Genomic DNA, 21,101 nt, shown 5'->3' with positions numbered 1-21,101 from the left:
CATTTACTCCGCTGCGCCGACCAGGCGTGCTAGTTCAACCGCACGGTTGGCGTAGCCCCACTCGTTGTCGTACCAGGCGTAGATCTTCACTTGGGTACCGTTGACTACGAGGGTGGACAGCGCATCGATGATCGAGGACCGCGGATCGGTGCGGTAGTCGATGGACACCAAGGGGCGTTCTTCGTAGCCCAGGATGTCCTTCAGCGGTCCTTCGGTTGCGGCTTTCAGCAGCGCGTTGACCTCTTCAGCCGTTGTCTCACGTTCCACTTCGAACACGCAGTCGGTCAGCGAGGCGTTGGCCAGTGGTACACGTACGGCGTGACCATTCAGCTTGCCGCGTAGCTCGGGGAAGATCTCGGCGATTGCGGTGGCAGATCCCGTGGTGGTCGGGATCAGGCTCATGCCCGAGGCTCGGGCGCGACGCAGGTCCTTGTGCGGTGTATCCAGAATGCTCTGGGTATTGGTGAGGTCGTGAATGGTGGTGATCGAGCCGTGGCGTATGCCCAGGTTCTCGTGAATCACCTTGACCACCGGGGCCAGGCAGTTAGTGGTGCAGGAAGCGGCGGTGACGATACGATGCTGCGCCGGGTCGAATAGGTGCTGGTTGACGCCCATCACCACGTTCAGTGCGCCTTTCTCCTTCACTGGAGCGCAGACGACCACACGTTTGACGCCTTGATCCAGGTAGGCCTGGAGTACGGCTACCGACTTCATCTTGCCGCTGGCCTCGATGACCAAGTCACAGCCCGACCAGTCGGTGTCCGCGATGGTCTTGTTGGCGGTGACCTTGATGCGCTTGCCCTCGATCACTACCGCGTCGCCCTCTGCGCGGGCTTCACGGTGCCAGCGTCCGTGGATCGAATCGAAGTTGATCAGATGGGCATGGGTCTCGGCGTCACCGGCCGGGTCATTGATCTGCACAAACTCGAATTCCGGCCAGTCCCAGGAGGCGCGAAGCGCCAAGCGACCAATACGGCCAAACCCATTGATACCTACTTTGATAGCCATGTTCTTTTTCTCGAATCGCGATTAGCGAAAGGTCAGAGGGTGTCGCTGAACTGGTTGATATACCCAACGTGCGCAGGGTTCTGGATCGCACGTGGACGCAGGGCCTGGACCTGGGAAACAGCTTCCTGCACAGGGATGCCGCACTCGATCATCAGGCGGGCGGCAAACAGGCCGGTGCGGCCAGAGCCGCCCTTGCAGTGAATGGCGATCGTCTTACCGGTCATCACCAGCTCTTTCAGGCGTTCCCGGTGAGCCTTCCAGGCGGCCGCAAACGGCTCACCGGGCGCTTCGTCATCCTCGACCGGCAGGTGGAACCATTCGAGGCCCAGCAGTTGGCACTCCTCGGGAAGCAGATCGATCTCGTTCTGCAGCAGTTCTTCACTCGGCATCAGGGTTACCAGCGCGCTTGCGCCGGCATCGTGCAACGTTGCCAGAGCCTGAGATACCGATGTCTCCTTGGTACCTGGGCACGGAGTGAAGATCAGCTGGCCGACCAGTTCGGAATTAGCCAACACTGAATACGGGTGCAATTGCATGCTCACAAAGCCTCAAATGGATCGTTGATTGACACGCTTGGATAGTTCTTCAGCCGACTCTTTACGTTCGGAGTAGCGATCGACCAGGTAGTCGGAGCGATCACGAAGCAGCAGGGTGAACTTCACCAGCTCCTCCATTACGTCGACAACACGGTCGTAGTACGAAGAGGGTTTCATGCGACCCGCCTCGTCGAATTCCAGATAGGCCTTCGGCACGGACGACTGGTTAGGGATGGTGAACATGCGCATCCAGCGGCCGAGGACGCGCAGCTGGTTGACCACGTTGAAAGACTGCGAGCCGCCGCAGACCTGCATCACCGCGAGGGTTTTGCCTTGAGTGGGGCGCACGGCGCCCATGCTCAGTGGAATCCAGTCGATCTGCGACTTGAACACGCCAGTCATCGCGCCGTGGCGCTCTGGCGAGCACCAGACCATGCCTTCCGACCACAGCACCAGGTCGCGCAGCTCCTTGACTATGGGGTGGTCATCGGGCACGTCATCCGCCAGTGGCAGCCCGGTCGGATTGAAGATCCGCGTCTCGGCACCGAAGTGCTCCAGCAGGCGTGCCGCTTCTTCCGTCAGCAGGCGGCTGAACGAGCGTTCGCGGGTCGATCCGTACAGCAGCAGGATGCGAGGGTTATGGGTGGACTTTTGCTCGACTGCCAGTTTGTCTGCTGTCGGCAGGTCGACCAGATCGTTGTCGATATTCGGGATATGGTGTTCGGTCATGATTTACTCCTGAGTCAAGGCGCCAGATGGCTGATCGAACCAGCGGCGCTTGAGCCACAAGGCCACGCCCACCAGGGAGATCAGTACCGGCACTTCCACCAAGGGCCCGATGACGGTGGCAAACGCGACCGGCGAGGCAAGGCCGAAGGTGGCGATGGCCACGGCAATGGCCAGTTCGAAATTGTTGCTCGCTGCAGTGAACGCCAGCGCCGTGGTACGTGGGTAGTCAGCTTCCAACAGCTTGCCCATCCAGAAGCTGATGAAGAACATCACCACGAAGTAGATGGTCAGCGGGATAGCGATGCGCAGCACATCCAGCGGCAGTTGCAGCACCATGTCGCCTTTCAGGCTGAACATGGCGACGATGGTCAGCAGCAACGCCACAAGGGTCAGCGGGCTGATCTTCGGGATGAATCGCTCCTGGTACCAGGTCTCGCCCTTGCTGCTGATCAGGATCTTGCGGGTCAGGAAACCAGCCAGGAACGGGATGCCCAGGTAGATCAGCACCGATTGGGCGATATCGAGGAAGCTGGTCTCAATGACGCTACCTTCAAGGCCAAACAGCGGCGGCAACAGCCCCAGGAAGATCCAGGCGTACACGCTAAAGAACAGGATCTGGAAAATGCTGTTGAAGGCGACCAGACCCGCCACGTACTGGTTGTTGCCACCGGCGATCTGGTTCCACACCAGCACCATGGCGATGCAGCGTGCCAAGCCGATGAGGATCAGGCCGGTCATGTACTCAGGCTTGTCGGAAAGGAAGACAACGGCCAGCCCGAACATCAGGACCGGGCCGATCACCCAGTTCTGGATCAGCGACAGGGCAAGGATGCGCTTGTCCTTGAATACCTGTGGCAACTCCTCGTATTTCACCTTCGCCAGAGGTGGGTACATCATTACGATGAGGCCAATGGCGATGGGGATGTTTGTCGAGCCTACCGACAGGCTATTCAGCCACGCAGGCAATCCCTGGAACAGGCTGCCCAGACCAATGCCCAGGCCCATGGCCAGAAAGATCCACACCGTCAGGTAGCGGTCTAGAAAGGAAAGTCGGCTTTTGCTCATGGTGGATCTCCCTAAACGTCAGAGCGTTCCGATACGGGCCAGCTCGGCCTTAAGCTGGGCGGCATCCAATTGTTCGAAAGGCAGCGCGAGGAATGCATTGAGGCGTCGTTTGATCTGCTCAAGCGTGACGTCGAACGCTGCGTCCAGTTCGGCGGTGTTGCCCTGCTGGTCAGAAGGGTCAGAAAGCCCCCAGTGGGCTTTCACTGCTGGTCCGAAGAACACGGGGCAGGCTTCGCCAGCGGCCTTGTCGCAGACGGTGATGACAAAGTCCGGTGCCAGCTCGGCATGCGCGTCACTTGACTTGCTGCTGAGGCCCTCGGTGGAGATACCAGCACGCTGCAGCGCGGTGATGGACAGCGGGTGCACATCACCCTTTGGCTGGCTGCCGGCGCTGTAGGCCTTCATGCCGGCCGGGGCCAGATGATTGAAAACAGCCTCGGAGAGGATGCTGCGGCAGCTATTGGCGGTGCAGAGGAACAGAACTTTCATCGGTTTTTCTCGGCAATGATCAGCAGCAGGAGGCGACGCGTTGAGGGCGGTCACCCATTGTGTCCAGTCGTTTAGTGCTAGCACTCAGCCATTCGCGGTTGGCCTCCAGCGTCGTCGCCAGGACCTCACGTACCCAGCCGGGAAGCGATGGATGCAGGCGGTAATAAACCCACTGGCCCTGACGCCGGTCTTCCAGCAGGTCACACGTGCGCAGTTGCGCCAGGTGGCGGGAAACCTTGGGCTGGCTTTCTTCCAGCGCGCAGGTCAGTTCACAGACGCAGAGTTCTTCCTCGCGAGAGATCAGCAGCATCATCCGAATGCGGTTCTCGTCGGCGAGGCATTTGAAAACCTTGGTAGGTGTCAGCGAGTCAGTCATAGCAATTCTCAGTGTTTAGTTTTCACGAGGACGAACATTTTGATGCGCTCATGAATCTCATGAAGCGTGCGTCGGAAGGCATCGTGTTGGTCACTGGTAACAGGGTCTTCGAAGTTCCACGCCAGAACCTCGCCGAGGGCAGGCAAAGTAAGGCACTCATGGGCTGCCTTGTCGCAGAGCGTAATCAAGTAGTCGAACCGTTCCCCTGCAAACTCGTCGATGGACTTGCTGCGTAGAGCCTTGGTATCGATATCGAGATATTCGAGGGCGTCATAGGTGCGCGGATCGACTTGGCCAGGCTGGGTACCTGCGCTAAAAACTTCGAAATGCACAGGGTCTGTGTGCCGGAGCAAAGCTTCGGCGAGCTGGGAGCGAGCGGCGTTTGCGGTGCAAACAAACAGAACGCGGGTCTTGCCAGTCATCACTTGGTACCCTGAGTGTATATGGTTTTTCGAATATACGCTTTTTCGAATGTGTCGCAACCCCTCGATGATGGGTGGCTTTACATGTGCGCGTTCATGCACATATATTGGCTGCATGACGACCAACCAAAATCTCCGTGCTCAAGCCATCGAAGCCGCCATCGAGTCGCTAGACGAGACCTTCTTCAAAGCGCTTTGCGAGCCTTCCAGAGTCGCGGTTTTCAAGCGCGTACTTTTGCTCGGCCGGGCGGATGTCGGCGAAATCGCCAAAGAGCTGCCACAGGAGCGCTCGGTGATCTCCAGGCACCTGCAGGTATTGCATGACGCCAAGATCGTGAAGGCCACCAAGGTGGGTCGGCAGGTGTTCTATGAAGTAAATGGTGGGTCGATCGTCGAGCGACTGGAGGGCCTGCTCCAGCGAACCAAAGGTCTAGTATCGATCTGCTGTCCGTAGTCCGGCCTTTTTTTGCCTTTAGATATGCATGAGTGCGCATATATGAATGAGTTGGATCGCGTTCTGGATGTGGTCGTTATCGGTGGTGGGCAAGCAGGTTTGGCGACTGGCTGGCATTTACAGCAGCACGGCTTGGATTACCTCATCTTGGATGAGCAGACATCCCCGGGCGGTAACTGGCGTAACTACTACGAAAGCTTGCAGTTGTTCTCACCATCGGAGTACTCAGCGCTGCCGGGGCGAGCGTTTCTTGGCGATCCCAAGGACTACCCGGTGCGAAATGAAGTGGTGCAGTACCTGGAGGCATACGCCGCCGAGTTTCAGCTCCCTTTTCAGGGCGGTACCCGAGTGGTGGCGGTCGTACAGAAGGGCAAGGCATTTGAGGTTCGCACCGCCAACGGAGCGAATTTCACTACGCGTGCTGTGGTAGTGGCATCAGGTGGCTTCAGCCGTCCTTTCATGCCTGACATTCCTGGGCTAGAGAGCTTTTCAGGACACTGTCTGCAGATAAAAAAGCAGCTCCGAAAAGCTGCTTTTCTGCCCTACTCCCCCTTTTTATGCTTGTGGGGTTTCAGGTCTGGGTGATCCTTCTGCTTCTCAGGCGTGACCCGCTGCCTCTTGTCCGGAGTGCCATCTTCGTTGGTGCGTTTAGGGCCTGGCTTGATGCTCATGCAAATTTCCTTTTCCGCTTGGGTTGTTGAGTACTGCTATGTAGTTAGTCGAGCTTCTGGCTGCTGTCAAAGCAGCTCGATGTGGAATCGCTATCGACCTCACGTGTTCAGCCCGTTGCAGCATTAGAGGCCTGAGTAGGTGCTTCCGGTCAAAGTCTTGCAAGGGGCAGTAAAATCAAGAGCTGAGCGATACGAGGATGTCTGGACGTTCATCATCCCGAGTACGGTGTGGAACAGGTTGTCGTGGCTCAGTGGCGAGCTCGTCTGTGCTTTCAAGCAGCCCACATTGAGGCGTTCGCTTTTCGCGAGAGAATCAGACATCCAGAGCACCAATGGCACCTTGGTTTGCTCATCTGGGGCCATCGCATAGGGCAGCCCATGCAGGTAAAGACCACCCTCTCCCAGTGACTCTCCGTGATCTGAGACGTACATGAGCGCAGTGTCGAATTTGGTATTCGCAGCCAGGATGTCGATCAGCCCGGCCGTCACGTAGTCGGTGTAGAGGATCGAATTGTCGTAGGCATTGATCACCTCCTGCTGCTTACATTTGTCGAGCTCATTGGTCTCGCAGACCGGCCCGAATTTCTTGAACTGCGGGGGGTAGCGCTTGTAGTAGGCCGGGCCGTGACTACCTTTGTAGTGGAGCACCAGGACTGCATCGCCTTCCTGACGCTTGATGAAGTCCTCCATCTCCGAAAGCAGCACCCCGTCCTTGCACTCGTCGCTGGTACACAGTTGAGCATCTGCGTGTTGGGTAGCCTTGTGGTTTGGCACCCGATCACAGACCCCTTTGCAGCCCGAATTGTTATCAGTCCACATGACACTGATGCCTGCCCGCTGAAGCACATCGAGCAGCCCTTCTCGGCTCTTGGCCAAGCCGTCCTTGTACTCATCCCTCCCGACGTCCAAGAACATGCATGGCAGGGAAACCGCAGTGGCAGTGCCGCACGAGCTCACATTCGAGAAGCTGATGACATTGCGCTTTTCCAGCTCTGGATTCGTATCGCGGGAGTAGCCATTAAGGGAGAAGTTGGCGGAACGTGCGGTTTCCCCCACTGCCAGTACCAGCAGCTTGGGTTTGCGAGCCGCTCCCTGCCTGGTCACCACGGCGTCGGTACCAATGGAGGTCAGCGCTTTCGGTGTGGCCAGCTTGCGTTTCAGGTAACCATGACCGGCAGCAAACAAATTGGTGGGAACCAGAATGAGCCGGATCTCCCGATTGTTGCGTAGGAGGGAGGCATAAGACTGGTACTGGCTCAGCACGATACCAGCAAGGGTTACCAGTGCGAGCGACAGGACGATGAGTCTGCTACCCAACGCTTTGGTCCAGGGCTTGCGTCGCAGGGGCACCAGACAGATCAGGTAGACGGGCAATACCCCTACCATTGCCACCCAGAGGCCAAGTTTCCAGTTCAGTAGCTCGGACACCTCACCGACGTCGGTCTCCACGACGTTGGTGAACATCGTGTAATCAATGACGATGCCGTAAGCACTCATGAAGTAGCTGGCGAACGACGCGCTGATCAGCACCAGGCACAGCAGAGGTTTTGCGAGTCTTAACCATGACAGCAAGCTAAGTACGGTGAACACCCAAACGAACACTACGACTGGCAGGCTGGCGGCGAGCAACCAGTTAACTTCATCAGTGTTGAATGCCAGGCGCCAGAGCACACGCCAAAGCTCAGCGTTCACGAACAACAACAACCAAAAAGTTACTAGCGCGATGAGTAAATTGGTGCTGATGCCTTCCTGTCTAACTTTGCGAATAGCATGGATCCATTTACTTAACAGGATGTGAACAATGGATTTAGAAGGTGTCATTATCAAACTCTAGGGAGCTGCTCATCCATGGCGCTGGTTATGAATAGTCGGGAGCTAAACGGCAAGCCATCGACAGACACTGAGCGAATCAGGCCGTACAGAGCGCCAGAGACCTTGATCCCCTTAGCCTGAGGACGCTTAGGATGTGTGAGGCATAGGATTAAATGAGAAATTAGCTCTCGCTAGGCGCATTATTTCCGCCACACGATAACGTCATGATGACTTCGCGATTACAATGCTGACAGAATCGCGATAATGACTTTTTCGATTGTAAATGCTCAGGCTATGATAAAAAATCGGACAGGTCCGACTCTTTGAGTAGTCAATGCCATCTGGCGAATTAAATTAAATTTCATAAACAAACCAGCTTCGTTTTGTCGTACGCTAATTTTGAACTTTTACTTTAACTTAAAAGTCATTCTAACGAGCAGAACACTTCTTTCACCTTTTGCTCGTGCTGATGTCACCTATCGATGAGGGACGAATACCATGAGTTTTCTCAAAAATTTATTGGGCGGCCACCACGGCCGTGGCAACCACGGCGGTGGCAAGCATCACGGTAGTGGGCACGGGAGTGATCGACATGACCGGCATGGTCGCTTCGAGCAGCAGCAATCCTGCGACAGTAATGACCGGGTGATTGAGGATGGTCGCGTAATAGCTCAAGCCCCAATCAAAGATCTGCAGACTTGCAGGCACTGCCGGACCGCAAACGCCCCGTCCGCACGCTTTTGTCTAAACTGCGGAACACCACTATCGAGTGGTTGCACGGCCTGCGGCTCATCCCTGACAGCAGGAGCAAAATTCTGCAGCCAGTGCGGCCAAGCCACCCATTAGCGCATGGCCACACTGGAAATCCAACGCGACCACTACCCTGTGCAAGGAGAAATACGTGGGATCGAATCATGATCATGGCAGTGCCGCGCTTCGTGAGGGGCATCAGAAGAAACTAGTCATGGCATTGGTCCTGACCGGTAGCTTCATGATCGCTGAAGTGATCGGCGCATGGATTACCGGCAGCCTGGCGTTGCTGTCGGATGCGTCTCACATGTTCACCGACACCGCCGCTTTGGCAATTTCGTTGATTGCGCTTCAGATCGCAAAGCGGCCGGCGGATCAGAAAAGAACCTTTGGCTATGCGCGGTTGGAGATCCTAGCCTCCACGTTCAACGCCGTGCTGCTCTTCCTGGTGGCGATGTACATCTTGTACGAGGCCTACCAGCGCTTCTTCATGCCGGCGGAGATCGCCACCGGGGCGATGATGTGGATCGCAATTGTCGGCCTGATCATCAACCTGATTTCAATGCGACTGCTGGCATCTGCCAGCAACGAGAGCCTCAACGTCAAAGGCGCCTACCTCGAAGTCTGGAGCGACATGCTCGGATCGTTGGGCGTGATCATCGCAGCCCTCATTATCCGCTTTACCGGCTGGACCTGGGTCGACACGGTTGTCGCCGTAGCGATCGGCCTTTGGGTATTGCCGCGGACTTGGCAATTGCTTCGAGAGAGCCTGGGGATTCTTATGGAAGGTGTACCCCGGGGGCTCAACGTGGCGGCAATCGAGGCCACGATCCTCAAGGTCGACGGCGTCACGGATGTCCATGACTTGCACGTTTGGGCCGTCAGCAGCGGAAGCAACGTGATGACGTCGCACGTGGTCGTCCGAGACGCAGCAGATGGAGATGCTGTGCTAGCGGCCGTCGTGGATGCAGTCAGCGACGCGTTCGAAATCCATCACTGCACCATTCAGATCGAGCGCGCAGCTTTCCACGAGAACGTTCCGTCGCCGTCGCATTGATCGGCCGGTAGACACCTGATCAACACACCGCCGCCAACGTCGGGGGGGTGTTGTCGAGGAAAGGTAAGGATGGATAGGCGACAGCAGAAGCAGGGGGGCTCGCAGAATTCGGAAAAAATCGTACGCTAAGGTTTTCCGGGCATCCGTAGGGGCCGAAACTTCCCGTCTTCCAGTCTGCGGCTCTGCCGCCAGACGTAATCGCCGGTGAGGTTGATGTGCTCCCAGCCCAGCGGCGACAGGAATTGCAGCAGCTCGCCGTCCACCGGCTTGCCGGCCTCGACCAACCCCTGGGTGGCGCGCTCCAGGTACACCGTGTTCCACAGCACGATAGCCGCCGTCACCAGGTTGAGGCCGCTGGCCCGGTAGCGCTGCTGCTCGAAGCTCCGATCCCTGATTTCCCCAAGGCGGTTGAAGAACACCGCCCTGGCCAGCGAGTTGCGCGCCTCACCTTTGTTCAGGCCGGCATGCACGCGGCGGCGCAGCTCAACACTTTGCAGCCAGTCTAGGATGAACAGCGTGCGTTCGATCCGGCCCAGCTCGCGCAGGGCCACGGCCAGGCCGTTCTGGCGCGGATAGCTGCCGAGCTTGCGCAGCATCAGCGAGGCAGTGACGGTGCCCTGTTTGATCGAGCTGGCCAGGCGCAGGATGTCGTCCCAATGGGCGCGGACGTGCTTGATGTTCAGGGTGCCGCCGATCAGCGGCCGCAGCGTCGGGTAGGTCTGCACGCCCTGCGGCACGTACAGCTTGGTTTCGCCGAGGTCGCGGATGCGCGGCGCGAAACGGAAGCCCAGCAGGTGCATCAGGGCGAAGACGTGATCGGTGAAGCCGGCCGTGTCGGTGTAGTGCTCCTCGATCCGCAGGTCGGACTCGTGGTACAGCAGGCCGTCGAGCACATAGGTGGAATCGCGCACGCCGACATTCACCACGCGGGTGCTGAACGGCGCGTACTGGTCGGAGATATGGGTGTAGAACAGCCGTCCCGGCTCACTGCCGTACTTCGGGTTGACGTGTCCGGTGCTCTCGCCCCGGCCGCCAGCCCGGAAACGCTGGCCATCGGAGGATGAGGTGGTGCCGTCGCCCCAGTGGGCGGCGAAGGCATGCTGGTACTGGTGGTTGACCAGCTCGGCCAGGGCCGCCGAATAGGTCTCGTCGCGGATGTGCCAGGCTTGCAGCCAGGACAGCTTGGCGTAGGTCAGACCGGGGCTCGACTCGGCCATCTTGGTCAGCCCGAGGTTGATCGCATCACCGAGGATCGCGGACAGCAGCAACGTCCGGTCTTTGGCCTCGGCCCCGTCCTTCAGGTGGGTGAAGTGGCGGCTGAAGCCCGTCCAGTCGTCCACGTCCATCAGCAGTTCGGTGATCTTGATGCGCGGCAGTAACTGACTGGTCTGGTCGATCAGCGCCTGCGCCCGATCCGGCACCGCCGCATCCAGCGGGGTGATCTTCAACCCGGACTCGGTGAGGATGGCATCGGGCAGCTCGTTGTCCTTGGCCAGGCGGGCGACAGTGGCCAACTGCTCGTCCAGCAGCTGCAAGCGCTCTTCCAGATACTGGTCGCTGTTCGGGTTGATCGCCAGCGGCAGGGCCTGTTCCCGCTTGAGCGCGGCGAACTTCTCGGCCGGCAACAGGTAGTCGTCGAAGTCGCGGAACTGCCGCGAGCCCTTGACCCAGATGTCGCCGGAGCGCAGGGCGTTCTTCAGCTCGGACAGGGCGCAGATTTCGTAGAAGCGCCGGTCGAGGCCTTCCGGGGTGATCACCAGTGGCTTCCAGCGCGGCTTGATGAAGGCGGTGGGAGCATCGGCCGGCACCTTGCGCAGGTTGTCGGCGTTCATCTCGCGCAGCGTCTGCACGGCTGCCAGCACGCCCTGCGCGGCCGGGGCGGCGCGCAGCTCCAATACCTCCAGCAGAGCCGGCGTGTAGCGGCGCAGGGTGGCGAAGTTCTCGCCGACCAGGTGCAGGTGGTCGAAGCCCTCCGGCCGGGCCAGCAGCTCGGCTTCGCTGACGCTCTCGGTGAACTCGTCCCAGGGGATCACCGCCTCGATGGCGGCATAGGGGTCGCTGCCGGCTTCCTTGGCCTCCAGCAGCGCCTGGCCGATCTTGGAGTACAGGCGCACCTTGTCGTTGATCGCCTTGCCCTGCTTCTGGAACTGCTGCTGATGCTTGTGCTTCGCGCCGCTGAACAGCTTGACTAGGATGCGGTCGTGCAGATCCACCAGCTCATCAATCACGGTTGCAGTGCTCTCCAGCACCACGGCGGCCAGGGTCGCATAGCGCCGCTGCGGCTCGAACTTGCCGAGGTCTTTGGGCGTCATCTGCCCACCCTCGCGGGCCAGCTTGAGCAGGCGGTTCTGGTGGATGTGCCGGCCCAGGACTTCGGGCAAGTCCACCAGCTGAAATGTCTTCAGCCGCTCGATGTGCTCAAGCATGTGCCGAGAGTTGGGTTTCAGCGGTGCCTGGCGCAGCCAGGTCAACCAGGTGATGCTGCTGCCGGCCTTGAGCTTCAACAGCTCGTCCAGCTTGGCCCGATGCGAGTCCGTGAGCGGTTCAACCAGGGCGCGGTAGACCCGCCGATTGGCCCGTGCAATGGCCTCCGAGCAAGCCCGGTCGATCACGCTCAACGCCGGCAGGATGCGTCGCTTCTGCCGCAGGCTCTCCAGCGCCTGGCCGGCCAGCAGCAAGCCCTTGTCGGTCTGCTGGGCCAGTTCGGTCAGCTCGCGCACCAGGGCGCGGAAGTCGGACAGGCCGAACGGGGCCAGTTGAAGGTAGGTGCGCAGTTCCTGGGCGTGCTCGCGACGGGTCACATCGCGCTCGCCGTACTTCGTCCAACTCGCCGGATCGGTCTGGACTTGCTTGGCCACCCACAGGATGACCGGTTCGGGCAGCTCGCTGTCAGTGCCCAACGCATAGCCGGGGTAGCGCAGCAGGCAGAGTTGCACGGCGAAGCCGAGGCGGTTGGCGTCGCCGCGCCGCTGACGGATCAGCGACAGGTCGGAGTCGTTGAAGGTGTAGTAGCGGATCAGGTCATCCTGGCTTTCTGGCAACGCGAGCAGGGTGCCCCGCTCCGTGGCCGAGAGGATCAAGCGACGCGGCATGTGTCAGTCGTCCGTGCGGAGGTACTGGTAGAGGGTTTCCCGGCTGATGTTGAACTCGCGGGCAAGCTGCGCCTTGGGCTCGCCGGCCGTCGCTCGCTGCCGCAGGGTAGCAGCCTGCTCATCGGACAGGGCTTTCTTGCGGCCCCGGTACGCGCCACGCTGCTTGGCCAAGGTGATGCCCTCACGCTGCCGCTCGCGGATCAGGGCGCGCTCGAACTCAGCGAAGGCCCCCATCACCGACAGCATCAGGTTGGCCATCGGCGAGTCCTCGCCAGTGAACACCAGGCCCTCCTTCAGGAACTCGATGCGCACGCCGCGTTGAGTCAGCTTCTGTACCAAGCGACGCAGGTCATCGAGGTTGCGGGCCAGCCGGTCCATGCTGTGCACCACCACTGTATCGCCTTCGCGGACGAAGCTCAGCAGCGCTTCGAGCTGGGGGCGCTGGGTGTCCTTGCCCGATGCCTTGTCGGTGAACACCTTGCTCACCTGTGTCTGTTCCAGCTGGCGTTCCGGGTTCTGGTCGAAGCTGCTGACCCGGACGTAGCCGATGCGGTGCCCCTGCACGATGTCTCCTTGGTTGAAGGCGGCTTAAGTGCTCCTTCTGTTCCGTTGTGCCTCAAACCCCGTTTCTGTCAGGCTGAAATCTATGACCTTCGCAGGCATGTGTCAAAAATGCGAAAGATGACTCTATTCTGACTAAGCGGCGCGGCCCTGCCTGACATCCAGTTAGGGTATGCCTCAATCTGACGGTAGCGAGTCGCAGGCGTTCGGATCGGCATCGGTTTCGTTCCCTGTCTTGGCACGCGCTTCGAAGCGTTGATAACACTCCAACCCGCAGAAGTGCTCGACGTATTCCGCGCCTTCCGGGGTGAAGGCGGCATCGAGCGGGATTTCCTTGCAGCACACGCAGCAACTGGTGGTGGTCGAGTCACTTGCATTCATGGTGGCACCCCTCCATTGACTGACGAAGACGGCGAATGCCGCCGCCGGCATTGGCTTCGCGAACAGGAAGCCTTGTCCTGTGTCGCAGTCCGCTTGTCGCAATAGATCAAGACTCGCCGATGTTTCCACGCCTTCAGCCACCACATCCATGCCCAGCCCGTGCGCAAGCTGAATCACGGTGTGCACGATGGTTTGGTCGCGGCGGTCGTTGGCGAGCCCGGCGACAAACGATTGGTCGATCTTGAGCGTGCTGATTGGGCAGCACTTCAGATGTTGCAGACAGGAATACCCCGTCCCGAAGTCATCGGCGGCGAAGCGCACACCGATCTGCCGCAAGGCGTCCAGGGCGGGGAAGATCGCCGGATCACCAAACGCGACCGATTCGGTCAGCTCGATTTCGAGATACTCGGCGGGCAACTCGGCATCAGCCAGCACGCCCTTTACCCACCCGTCGAAGTCCGGTCCCACTTGGCTCGCCGAAGCATTGACGGCCAGCCGGAACGGTCGCCATGCCAGCATTCGCCAGTCACGCATCTGGCGGCAGGCTTCGCCCAGCACCCAAGCGCCGATTTCAGGCATCAGGCCGGACGATTCGACCACGGGCAGGAACTGGCCCGGTGGCAATAGTCCAAGCGTCGGATGACGCCAGCGCAACAGGGCTTCCGCGCCGACAATCCCACCACTGCGCAGATCGACGACGGGCTGGTAGTGCAGTTCAAGCTGCCCGCGCTCGACCGCTTGGGCCAGTTCCGGCGTCGTCCATCCATCCGGCCGGAAAGCGCTCATTCTCTTTCCCTGAATGCCCGCAACGCCCGCGACAGGGACAGAAGGAACAGGCCGGTCAAACCGAGCGCCGCGATGACCCAATGCTCGCCGAGGAAAGCACCGGCGGTTGTGCCGGCCAGCACGACAGCGAGGATGGGCAGGTGGCAGGGGCAAGTCAGCACAGCCAGTCCGCCCCACAGGTAGCCGGTGATCGGTTTGTGCGTCTCGGACGGCAAGCGCTCGGGGTTGTTCATGGCAGACTCTCCGCGTGCTGTGCCGGCTCGGTCGGCAGGGTGGCCAACTGCACTTCCAGATCGGCCAACGCTTCGCGCCGACGCTCGACGAACTGACGCAGCAGGGCAAGCTGCGCGGCCGCTTCGTCGCCGTCCGCCGCATCCAGCGCCCGGCACAGCCGCGCCAGCGCGTCGAGGCCGATGCCCGCCTCGAAGGCCGCCCGCACGAAGCACAGCCGTTGCAAGGCGGCGTCATCGAACAAGCCGTAGCCGCCTGGTGTGCACGCCACCGGGCGCAGCAATCCGCGCAGCAGGTAGTCGCGCACGATATGCACGCTCACCCCGGCATCAAGAGCCAGCCGGGACACCGTGTAGGCGTTCATTGAACACCTCCTTTTTCTCACCCGGCGCAGCAGGAAAGCTGCTTCACATCCTTGTTGAAGGTCTGCGCCGCGAGCTTCAACCCCTCGACCATCGTCAGGTAGGGGAACAACTGGTCGGCCAGTTCCTGCACCGTCATGCGGTTGCGAATGGCCAGAGCCGCCGTCTGGATCAGTTCACCCGCTTCCGGCGCGACCGCCTGTACGCCGATCAGCCGATGGCTGCCTTCCTCGATAACCAACTTGATGAAGCCGCGTGTGTCGAAGTTGGCGAGCGCACGCGGCACGTTGTCCAAGGTCAAGGTGCGGCTGTCGGTCTCGATCCCGTCGTGGTGGGCTTCCGCCTCGCTGTAGCCCACGGTCGCCACTTGCGGATCGGTGAACACCACGGCCGGCATTGCGGTCAGGTCGAGCGCCGCATCGCCGCCGGTCATGTTGATCGCGGCACGGGTGCCGGCCGCTGCCGCCACATAGACGAACTGCGGCTGGTCGGTGCAGTCGCCGGCCGCGTAGATGTTCGGGTTGCTCGTGCGCATGCCTTGGTCGATGACGATGGCACCTTGCGCATTGACAGTGACCCCCGCTGCGTCCAGCGCGAGGCTGCGCGTGTTCGGTGTCCGACCGGTGGCAACCAGCAGTTTGTCGGCGCGCAATTCACCGTGCGTGGTGGTCAGCACGAATTCACCGTCCATATGGGCGACCTGGCTGGCTTGCGTGTGCTCCAGCACCTCGATGCCCTCGGCACGGAAAGCGGCTGTCACCGCCTCGCCGATGGCCGGGTCTTCACGGAAGAACAAGGTATTGCGCGCCAGGACCGTGACCTTGCTGCCCAGCCGGGCAAAGGCTTGCGCCAGCTCCAGCGCCACCACCGACGAGCCGATTACGGCAAGGCGTTCGGGAATGGTGTCGCTCGCCAGGGCCTCGGTGGAAGTCCAGTAGGGTGACTCTTTCAACCCCGGAATCGGCGGGACCGCCGGGCTGGCACCCGTGGCGACCAGGCAGCGGTCGAACATCACGACGCGCTCGCCACCCTCGTTCAAACGGACGGTAAGGCTCTGGTCGTCCTTGAAGCGCGCCTCACCGTGCACAACGGTGATGGCCGGATTACCGCCCAGGATGCCTTCGTACTTGGCGTGCCGCAGTTCGTCGACGCGGGCCTGCTGCTGGGCCAGCAGCTTACTGCGGTCAATCGTAGGCACAGTTGCCGCAATACCGCCATCGAACGGGCTTTCCCGGCGCAGATGGGCGATGTGGGCGGCGCGGATCATGATCTTGGACGGCACACAGCCGACATTGACGCAGGTGCCGCCGATGGTGCCGCGCTCGATCAGCGTGACCTGCGCGCCTTGCTCGACGGCCTTCAGCGCCGCCGCCATCGCGGCTCCACCGCTGCCAATGACCGCTACCTGCACCGGGGGCTCGTTGCCACTGTGCTTTTCGGCGGCGGCCATCCATCCCCGCACCTTGTCGAGCAGTCCGACGCGGTTGTCCGCCAGTGGCGCATCGGCTAGCGTTGCCTTGTAGCCCAGTCCGGCCACGGCGGCAGTCAGCGCGTCCGGCGATGTGCCCGGCACGATGGCGAGTTGCGCTGTGCCCTTCGGATAGGACACCAGCGCCGACTGCACGCCTGGCACTTTTTCCAGCGCTTCCTTGACGTGCGCCGCGCACGAGTCGCAAGTCATGCCGGTGATTTTTAGATGGGTCATGCAACAGATCCTTTATCGTTTGTGGCGCCAGACAATGACGTCCGTTGTGCTGCGGTGCCGTTTTCAGTGACTCACTGCTTGACGCTGGACGGATAGCCCGCGTCTGCGGTTGCCTTGGTCAGCTTCTGCACGCTGGTCTTGGCATCGTCGAAGGTGACGACCGCTTGGCGTGTCTCGAAAGTCACGTCAACTTTGCTGACGCCTTCGACCTTGGAAATCGCCTTCTTGACAGTGATCGGGCAGGCGGAGCAGGTCATGCCCGGTACGGACAGCGTGACGGTCTGGGTGGCGGCCCAGACGGGGGCAACAACGGCGGCGAGGGCGAGGGAGGCAAACAGTTTCTTCATGGTGAACTCCGATCAGTAGAAAAATGGCATGACGTAGGGAAATCCGAGCGCGACCAGAACCAGCGCGGCCACGATCCAGAAAATGAGCTTGTAAGTAGCTCGCACTTGGGGAATCGCGCAGACCTCACCCGGTTTGCAGGCCGCTGCCTGCCGGTAGATGCGCCGCCAGGCGAAGAACAACGCCACCAGCGCCACGCCGATAAAGATGGGGCGATAGGGTTCCAACACCGCCAAGTTGCCGATCCAAGCGCCGCTGAACCCCAAGGCGATCAGAACCAACGGCCCGAGGCAGCAAGCCGAGGCGAGGATGGCGGCAAGCCCTCCAGTGAAGAGCGCGCCGCGCCCGGTTTTTGGTTCAGACATGCGCTTGTCCTTTCGAATTGAAATTGGATAGCGTAACCTTACTTCCGTACTCATGTACGGAGTCAAGCGATATGGAAAACAATTTGGAGAACCTGACCATTGGCGTTTTCGCCAAGGCGGCCGGGGTCAATGTGGAGACCATCCGTTTCTATCAGCGCAAGGGCTTGTTGCTGGAGCCTGACAAGCCCTATGGCAGCATCCGCCGCTATGGCGAGGCGGATGTAACGCGGGTGCGCTTCGTGAAATCAGCCCAGCGGCTGGGCTTCAGCCTGGATGAGATCGCCGAGCTGCTGCGGCTGGAGGATGGCACCCATTGCGAGGAAGCCAGCAGTCTGGCCGAGCACAAGCTCAAGGACGTGCGCGAGAAAATGGCTGACCTGGCGCGCATGGAGGCCGTGCTGTCTGAGTTGGTGTGCGCCTGCCATGCGCGAAGGGGGAACGTTTCCTGCCCGCTGATCGCGTCACTACAGGGTGGAGCAAGCTTGGCAGGTTCGGCTATGCCTTAGCGTGCTTTATTTTCCGTTTTCTGAGACGACCCCTTAGAAAGCCTAGTCAAAGAGCTGTCACGAGAACACCGTTAGCTTAGCGTACGATTTTTTCCGAATTCTGCGGTTCCCCCAAGCACGTCGTGAGTGCCTGGCGAATGATCCCAGGAGATCCACTCCACTAGCTCAAGTAGGTTCAGCGATGGCTTGGATCATTACGAAGTACCTGGTCACTGCCGCGATAGTGATTATCGTGTCTGAGCTGGCAAAGCGCAGTGACAAGCTGGGCGGCTTGGTTGCCGCCCTGCCATTGGTCACCGTCTTGACGCTCATCTGGCTCTACTTGGAGAACCAGAGCATGGAGAAGATTTCCAATCATGCCTGGTACACGTTCTGGTATGTGATTCCAACGCTGCCGATGTTTATCGCGTTTCCGGCACTGCTGCCCAAGTTGGGATTCTGGCCAACACTTATCTCCAGCATCCTCATCACCATGGCGAGCTTCGGAGGATTTGCCCTACTTCTAAGGCGATTGGGCATCGAGTTGCTTTGAGTCGGGTGTAGAGGAAAGCACTCGGTCACCGCTTACCGGCTGTTGATGCACTCACCTTTCACGAGGTAGCGAACCATGTGCAGTTCGCCCTTGGAATCCTCGTAAGTCATCATGCTTCTCACATTCCCGCAGTACCGCACGCTAGGCGAGACGTACACCAACTTGCCAACGTCCAAATCCATACCGTATGCGTAATCTTCAAGCTCGGGCATGGGTTTCTTCACGCTCTGTGCATAGCGTTCTGTAGCCTTCCTGGCAGACTGCTCAAGATCGTCGTTGATCTGAACGCTACTTTGGGCATTTGTCGACAGTGCAGAGAAAAGCATGAACGCGGCAATAGCCGATATAGTTGTTTTCATGAGAAGTCCATTAATAAAAAAGCGCCCATGGCGGGGCGCTAAAATTCACCTTACCAAAGGAGCGTATGGTTCCAAGGTGAATGCATTGGCGTGAGCAGGGTATCGTTACTCCCGCCATGCTGCTTCAGATGAGACTGGCCCAAAGCAGCGCTGCCTGTGTGCTGTTCTTAAACTAGCAAAAGCGGCTAACGACAAGATGATTGTGAAATTACAATTTGGACATGTAATAGATTGTAAAGTAATTATTCTTGCCCAATTAAGATGAAAAGCCATGCATGCTGGCCGGTTTAAGCCCGTTATCAAAGGGGCGAACGATCGGTGGCTTGCTACCACTCGGAGCTTGAGCTTGTAGGATTGAACGCCATAAATGCTGAGCAGCTTGGCAGAAACGCCACCCCTCTCGGCCGAATCCTCCTGTCAGTCCTGAGGACTGATAACCGCTGCAAGCCACAGAATCCGCTAAGCTCAGTAGGGAAAGCCGTCATGACTGTCAGCAATCTTGCGGCTACATTACAAATTTGTAGGATTTCGCCGCGGCCAGCGTCTTCGCGTTAAGATTCAAGCGTCCTCAGGTGACCCCGGCGTATGGACAGAGGTAGCGACTACCAGATGTCATGCACTCAGCCGAACCTTCAAACTGCCTGCAACCACAGTCTTGGCGGATTAGGCCAATTCCTTCCTCACACCTTGAGATAAGTTATGCGCGTTCTAGTTGTGGAAGACGAAATTAAAACTGCCGAATATCTTCAGCAGGGCCTATCCGAAAGCGGGTATGTCGTAGATATCGTGCACAATGGTGTTGACGCCCTGCACTTGTTCAATACTAACGTCTATTCGTTGGTTCTGCTGGACGTAAACCTTCCTGGCATCGACGGTTGGGACCTTTTGGAAACCATCAGGAAAACCAGCCGGGTCCGCATCATCATGCTGACCGCTCGTGGTCGCATCAACGACAAGCTCAAAGGCTTGGATGGCGGAGCCGACGATTACCTTGTCAAACCCTTCGAATTCCCGGAGCTGCTCGCTCGAATCCGTTCGCTGCAGCGGCGTGGTGATGAATTAGTCGAGAAGAGTTCGCTGAAAATTGCCGACTTGGAACTCGACTCAGTGCGCCATCGGGTTTTCCGCGCTGGCACACGCATCGATCTCACCACAAAGGAATTTACGCTCCTGCACCTGCTTATGAGCAGGACGGGCGAAGCGCTGACTCGTTCTCAGATCATTTCGTTGGTCTGGGACATGAATTTTGACTGCGATACCAACGTCATCGATGTCGCTATCCGGCGCCTTCGCTCAAAGATCGATGACCCGTTTGAAACCAAGCTCATTCACACGCTTCGTGGCGTAGGGTACGTTTTTGAGGAACGCGCATGAGGCCATTCAGCCTGGCTGCAAAGCTGGGATTAAAGGTGGGGTTGATGAGCGCAGCGTTGCTGCTTCTGTTCGCCACCTTCGGGTATCTGATGGTGGGTCAGGCGCTAGAGCGAAATGCCCGCAGTGACCTGGAAGTGAAGATGGCGGGCATGGCTCACAACCTGTCCATGATTTCCGACATCTCAGGAGTCAACGCAGACGCACATCAGCTTGTGGATCTGGTGATGGGCCACAACAACCTGTACGTCAGCATTTTCGAGTCGGCGCAGAGTGAAACGCCCCTGCTCTCGATTGGCTCGAAGCAGGTCAACGTGGAGGTGCACAAGTTTCAACCATCCGCACAGCCGAAGGAACATGAGTGGCGCGACACCCAGGACCGCCCCTTGCTGACAGCTTCTCGCACCATGAATTTGGGCGACGGAACCGAAGTCAGCGTGTACATGACTATGGACCAGTCGTCCAATGAAGCGCTGCTTGATGCATTGCTCACCTGGGCCCTGATGATTTCCCCGCTCATCATCGCGCTGATCCTCGCAATCGGCTGGTGGACCGTACGCAGAGGTCTGCTGCCTCTGACCAAGTTCCTGAAAGTCGCCTCGAAGATCTCCACCGAGAGTCTTGACCATCGTCTGCCGACTAATGGAATGCCAGCAGAACTCAAAGAGCTCGCCGACGGTATCAACATCATGCTGGCTCGCCTGGATGACGGGGTTCAGCAGCTCTCGCAGTTTTCTGACGATCTTGCTCACGAACTGCGAGCGCCGCTATCCAACCTGATGGGTAAAGCCCAAGTTGCACTGACCAGAGAGCGATCCCTTCCCGAGTACAGGGAAGTGCTGGAGTCGTGCACAGAAGAGCTGGACCGCATGAGCCGCATGGTTTCCGACATGCTGTTCCTCGCTCAGGTCAGTCATCCGGCATCCATGGTGGAGTTCGAACCTGTGTCCCTGGTCGATGAAGTTCAGCGGGTGTGTGATCTCTTCAGCATTTCGGCAGAGGATGGCGAGATCCAGCTGCAGATCTCTGGCAGTGATGACGTGGTGCGCGGTAACCGCCTGATGATTCAACGAGCCGTCTCGAACCTGGTGTCAAATGCGATTCGCTACTGCCCTCGCGGTCGCACGGTCTACGTG

26 protein-coding genes are annotated in these 21,101 nt (G+C 59.2%); 8 read left to right on the top strand and 18 right to left on the bottom strand.

Annotated features, from left to right (window positions below):
* Positions 1-3: 3 nt before the first annotated feature.
* Genes APH30_RS14915 through APH30_RS14885 form a run of 7 tightly spaced genes read right to left on the bottom strand, consistent with a single transcriptional unit; the run spans position 4 to position 4,625 of the window.
* Positions 4-1,008, bottom strand: coding sequence for an ArsJ-associated glyceraldehyde-3-phosphate dehydrogenase (locus APH30_RS14915; RefSeq protein ID WP_013974856.1), 1,005 nt, complete (start codon positions 1,006-1,008; stop codon positions 4-6).
* A 32-nt stretch (positions 1,009-1,040) separates the two neighbouring features.
* Positions 1,041-1,544 (bottom strand): cyclin-dependent kinase inhibitor 3 family protein, encoded by a 504-nt coding sequence (locus tag APH30_RS14910; protein WP_013974857.1) that lies wholly within the window; start codon positions 1,542-1,544, stop codon positions 1,041-1,043.
* 12 nt (positions 1,545-1,556) lie between these two features.
* On the bottom strand, positions 1,557-2,273 hold the full coding sequence (arsH, locus tag APH30_RS14905) for an arsenical resistance protein ArsH (protein WP_013974858.1): 717 nt from the start codon (positions 2,271-2,273) through the stop codon (positions 1,557-1,559).
* Between the two features lie 3 nt (positions 2,274-2,276).
* Positions 2,277-3,338, bottom strand: coding sequence for an ACR3 family arsenite efflux transporter (gene arsB, locus APH30_RS14900; protein ID WP_054912979.1), 1,062 nt, complete (start codon positions 3,336-3,338; stop codon positions 2,277-2,279).
* Between the two features lie 18 nt (positions 3,339-3,356).
* Positions 3,357-3,827 carry an arsenate reductase ArsC gene (locus APH30_RS14895; protein WP_044047179.1) on the bottom strand — a complete coding sequence of 157 codons (471 nt, stop codon included), beginning with the start codon at positions 3,825-3,827 and terminating at the stop codon, positions 3,357-3,359.
* Positions 3,828-3,846: 19 nt separating this feature from the next.
* Positions 3,847-4,203, bottom strand: coding sequence for a metalloregulator ArsR/SmtB family transcription factor (locus tag APH30_RS14890; protein WP_044047180.1), 357 nt, complete (start codon positions 4,201-4,203; stop codon positions 3,847-3,849).
* A gap of 8 nt (positions 4,204-4,211) precedes the next feature.
* The gene (locus APH30_RS14885; RefSeq protein ID WP_044047181.1) at positions 4,212-4,625 is read right to left on the bottom strand and encodes an arsenate reductase ArsC; all 414 of its coding nucleotides are present in this window, start codon (positions 4,623-4,625) and stop codon (positions 4,212-4,214) included.
* A gap of 115 nt (positions 4,626-4,740) precedes the next feature.
* On the opposite strand from APH30_RS14885, the gene APH30_RS14880 reads away from it, so the two are divergent.
* Together APH30_RS14880 and APH30_RS14875 are read left to right on the top strand one after the other, a co-directional pair.
* Entirely contained in the window at positions 4,741-5,079 is a 339-nt protein-coding gene (locus APH30_RS14880; RefSeq protein ID WP_013974863.1) for a helix-turn-helix transcriptional regulator, read from the top strand.
* Positions 5,080-5,121: 42 nt separating this feature from the next.
* Positions 5,122-5,664, top strand: a complete 543-nt coding sequence (locus APH30_RS14875) for an NAD(P)/FAD-dependent oxidoreductase (protein WP_013974864.1) — start codon at positions 5,122-5,124, stop codon at positions 5,662-5,664.
* A 209-nt stretch (positions 5,665-5,873) separates the two neighbouring features.
* On the opposite strand, the gene APH30_RS14870 is transcribed toward APH30_RS14875, so the two are convergent.
* Complete coding sequence (locus tag APH30_RS14870; protein ID WP_054912978.1) at positions 5,874-7,571, bottom strand: phosphoethanolamine transferase; 1,698 nt, start codon at positions 7,569-7,571, stop codon at positions 5,874-5,876.
* Positions 7,572-8,078: 507 nt separating this feature from the next.
* Positions 8,079-8,237, bottom strand: a complete 159-nt coding sequence (locus APH30_RS29565) for a hypothetical protein (RefSeq protein WP_224459398.1) — start codon at positions 8,235-8,237, stop codon at positions 8,079-8,081.
* Here APH30_RS29565 and APH30_RS29560 point away from each other — a divergent pair.
* Complete coding sequence (locus APH30_RS29560; RefSeq protein WP_224459391.1) at positions 8,208-8,408, top strand: zinc ribbon domain-containing protein; 201 nt, start codon at positions 8,208-8,210, stop codon at positions 8,406-8,408. The two genes, APH30_RS29565 and APH30_RS29560, sit on opposite strands and share 30 nt — an antisense overlap.
* 55 nt (positions 8,409-8,463) lie before the next feature.
* On the top strand, positions 8,464-9,369 hold the full coding sequence (locus APH30_RS14860; protein ID WP_047595902.1) for a cation diffusion facilitator family transporter: 906 nt from the start codon (positions 8,464-8,466) through the stop codon (positions 9,367-9,369).
* Between the two features lie 125 nt (positions 9,370-9,494).
* Here the strand turns inward: APH30_RS14860 and APH30_RS14855 are convergent, their stop codons facing one another.
* The 8 genes from APH30_RS14855 to merT all read right to left on the bottom strand — a co-directional run bounded on the left by APH30_RS14855 (position 9,495) and on the right by merT (position 17,197).
* A complete protein-coding gene (locus APH30_RS14855; RefSeq protein WP_010921731.1) occupies positions 9,495-12,461 on the bottom strand; it encodes a Tn3-like element TnAs1 family transposase in 2,967 nt (988 codons plus the stop codon).
* Positions 12,462-12,464: 3 nt separating this feature from the next.
* Positions 12,465-13,025, bottom strand: a complete 561-nt coding sequence (locus tag APH30_RS14850; protein ID WP_010921730.1) for a recombinase family protein — start codon at positions 13,023-13,025, stop codon at positions 12,465-12,467.
* A gap of 174 nt (positions 13,026-13,199) precedes the next feature.
* Positions 13,200-14,189, bottom strand: coding sequence for a DUF3330 domain-containing protein (locus APH30_RS14845; protein ID WP_012314201.1), 990 nt, complete (start codon positions 14,187-14,189; stop codon positions 13,200-13,202).
* Positions 14,186-14,422, bottom strand: a complete 237-nt coding sequence (merE, locus tag APH30_RS14840) for a broad-spectrum mercury transporter MerE (RefSeq protein WP_003132004.1) — start codon at positions 14,420-14,422, stop codon at positions 14,186-14,188. Before merE ends, APH30_RS14845 begins: the two co-directional genes overlap by 4 nt.
* Positions 14,419-14,784, bottom strand: a complete 366-nt coding sequence (merD, locus tag APH30_RS14835; protein ID WP_000995360.1) for a mercury resistance co-regulator MerD — start codon at positions 14,782-14,784, stop codon at positions 14,419-14,421. Before merD ends, merE begins: the two co-directional genes overlap by 4 nt.
* Before the next feature lie 17 nt (positions 14,785-14,801).
* Positions 14,802-16,487, bottom strand: coding sequence for a mercury(II) reductase (gene merA, locus APH30_RS14830; RefSeq protein ID WP_003156770.1), 1,686 nt, complete (start codon positions 16,485-16,487; stop codon positions 14,802-14,804).
* A 71-nt stretch (positions 16,488-16,558) separates the two neighbouring features.
* On the bottom strand, positions 16,559-16,834 hold the full coding sequence (gene merP / locus APH30_RS14825) for a mercury resistance system periplasmic binding protein MerP (RefSeq protein ID WP_003131987.1): 276 nt from the start codon (positions 16,832-16,834) through the stop codon (positions 16,559-16,561).
* Positions 16,835-16,846: 12 nt separating this feature from the next.
* Complete coding sequence (gene merT / locus APH30_RS14820; protein ID WP_003131974.1) at positions 16,847-17,197, bottom strand: mercuric ion transporter MerT; 351 nt, start codon at positions 17,195-17,197, stop codon at positions 16,847-16,849.
* Positions 17,198-17,268: 71 nt separating this feature from the next.
* Here merT and APH30_RS14815 point away from each other — a divergent pair, with 71 nt between their 5' ends.
* A complete protein-coding gene (locus APH30_RS14815) occupies positions 17,269-17,703 on the top strand; it encodes a mercury resistance transcriptional regulator MerR (RefSeq protein WP_003131969.1) in 435 nt (144 codons plus the stop codon).
* Between the two features lie 181 nt (positions 17,704-17,884).
* Complete coding sequence (locus tag APH30_RS14810) at positions 17,885-18,235, top strand: DUF3147 family protein (protein ID WP_044047185.1); 351 nt, start codon at positions 17,885-17,887, stop codon at positions 18,233-18,235.
* Between the two features lie 32 nt (positions 18,236-18,267).
* Here APH30_RS14810 and APH30_RS14805 read toward each other — a convergent pair whose 3' ends face one another.
* Positions 18,268-18,594, bottom strand: a complete 327-nt coding sequence (locus tag APH30_RS14805; protein ID WP_013974870.1) for a DUF2790 domain-containing protein — start codon at positions 18,592-18,594, stop codon at positions 18,268-18,270.
* Between the two features lie 699 nt (positions 18,595-19,293).
* Between APH30_RS14805 and APH30_RS14800 the strand changes: the two genes are divergently transcribed.
* Entirely contained in the window at positions 19,294-19,968 is a 675-nt protein-coding gene (locus APH30_RS14800; protein ID WP_044047186.1) for a heavy metal response regulator transcription factor, read from the top strand.
* Positions 19,965-21,101 (top strand): heavy metal sensor histidine kinase (locus APH30_RS14795; RefSeq protein WP_054912977.1); only part of this gene is annotated, 1,137 nt, incomplete at its 3' end. The genes APH30_RS14800 and APH30_RS14795, both read left to right, overlap by 4 nt.

It is taken from the genome of Pseudomonas sp. NBRC 111127, assembly GCF_001320345.1.
Taxonomy (GTDB): Bacteria; Pseudomonadota; Gammaproteobacteria; order Pseudomonadales; family Pseudomonadaceae; genus Aquipseudomonas; species Aquipseudomonas juntendi.
The sequence above is the reverse complement of the archived record's forward strand: the minus strand, read 5'-3'. Positions and strand labels throughout refer to the sequence as shown.

Bases quoted from the DNA above. Each gene is read 5' to 3' on its own strand.
- merP (WP_003131987.1), bottom strand. From the start codon at position 16,834: ATGAAGAAACTGTTTGCCTCCCTCGCCCTCGCCGCCGTTGTTGCCCCC.
- APH30_RS14870 (WP_054912978.1), bottom strand. From the start codon at position 7,571: ATGACACCTTCTAAATCCATTGTTCACATCCTGTTAAGTAAATGGATC.
- merE (WP_003132004.1), bottom strand. From the start codon at position 14,422: ATGAACAACCCCGAGCGCTTGCCGTCCGAGACGCACAAACCGATCACC.
- APH30_RS14875 (WP_013974864.1), top strand. From the start codon at position 5,122: ATGAATGAGTTGGATCGCGTTCTGGATGTGGTCGTTATCGGTGGTGGG.
- arsH (WP_013974858.1), bottom strand. From the start codon at position 2,273: ATGACCGAACACCATATCCCGAATATCGACAACGATCTGGTCGACCTG.
- APH30_RS14910 (WP_013974857.1), bottom strand. From the start codon at position 1,544: ATGCAATTGCACCCGTATTCAGTGTTGGCTAATTCCGAACTGGTCGGC.
- APH30_RS14845 (WP_012314201.1), bottom strand. From the start codon at position 14,189: ATGAGCGCTTTCCGGCCGGATGGATGGACGACGCCGGAACTGGCCCAA.
- APH30_RS14880 (WP_013974863.1), top strand. From the start codon at position 4,741: ATGACGACCAACCAAAATCTCCGTGCTCAAGCCATCGAAGCCGCCATC.
- APH30_RS14890 (WP_044047180.1), bottom strand. From the start codon at position 4,203: ATGACTGACTCGCTGACACCTACCAAGGTTTTCAAATGCCTCGCCGAC.
- APH30_RS14895 (WP_044047179.1), bottom strand. From the start codon at position 3,827: ATGAAAGTTCTGTTCCTCTGCACCGCCAATAGCTGCCGCAGCATCCTC.
- merT (WP_003131974.1), bottom strand. From the start codon at position 17,197: ATGTCTGAACCAAAAACCGGGCGCGGCGCGCTCTTCACTGGAGGGCTT.
- APH30_RS14805 (WP_013974870.1), bottom strand. From the start codon at position 18,594: ATGAAAACAACTATATCGGCTATTGCCGCGTTCATGCTTTTCTCTGCA.
- merA (WP_003156770.1), bottom strand. From the start codon at position 16,487: ATGACCCATCTAAAAATCACCGGCATGACTTGCGACTCGTGCGCGGCG.
- arsB (WP_054912979.1), bottom strand. From the start codon at position 3,338: ATGAGCAAAAGCCGACTTTCCTTTCTAGACCGCTACCTGACGGTGTGG.
- APH30_RS14810 (WP_044047185.1), top strand. From the start codon at position 17,885: ATGGCTTGGATCATTACGAAGTACCTGGTCACTGCCGCGATAGTGATT.
- APH30_RS14885 (WP_044047181.1), bottom strand. From the start codon at position 4,625: ATGACTGGCAAGACCCGCGTTCTGTTTGTTTGCACCGCAAACGCCGCT.
- merD (WP_000995360.1), bottom strand. From the start codon at position 14,784: ATGAACGCCTACACGGTGTCCCGGCTGGCTCTTGATGCCGGGGTGAGC.
- APH30_RS14815 (WP_003131969.1), top strand. From the start codon at position 17,269: ATGGAAAACAATTTGGAGAACCTGACCATTGGCGTTTTCGCCAAGGCG.
- APH30_RS14915 (WP_013974856.1), bottom strand. From the start codon at position 1,008: ATGGCTATCAAAGTAGGTATCAATGGGTTTGGCCGTATTGGTCGCTTG.
- APH30_RS14855 (WP_010921731.1), bottom strand. From the start codon at position 12,461: ATGCCGCGTCGCTTGATCCTCTCGGCCACGGAGCGGGGCACCCTGCTC.
- APH30_RS14800 (WP_044047186.1), top strand. From the start codon at position 19,294: ATGCGCGTTCTAGTTGTGGAAGACGAAATTAAAACTGCCGAATATCTT.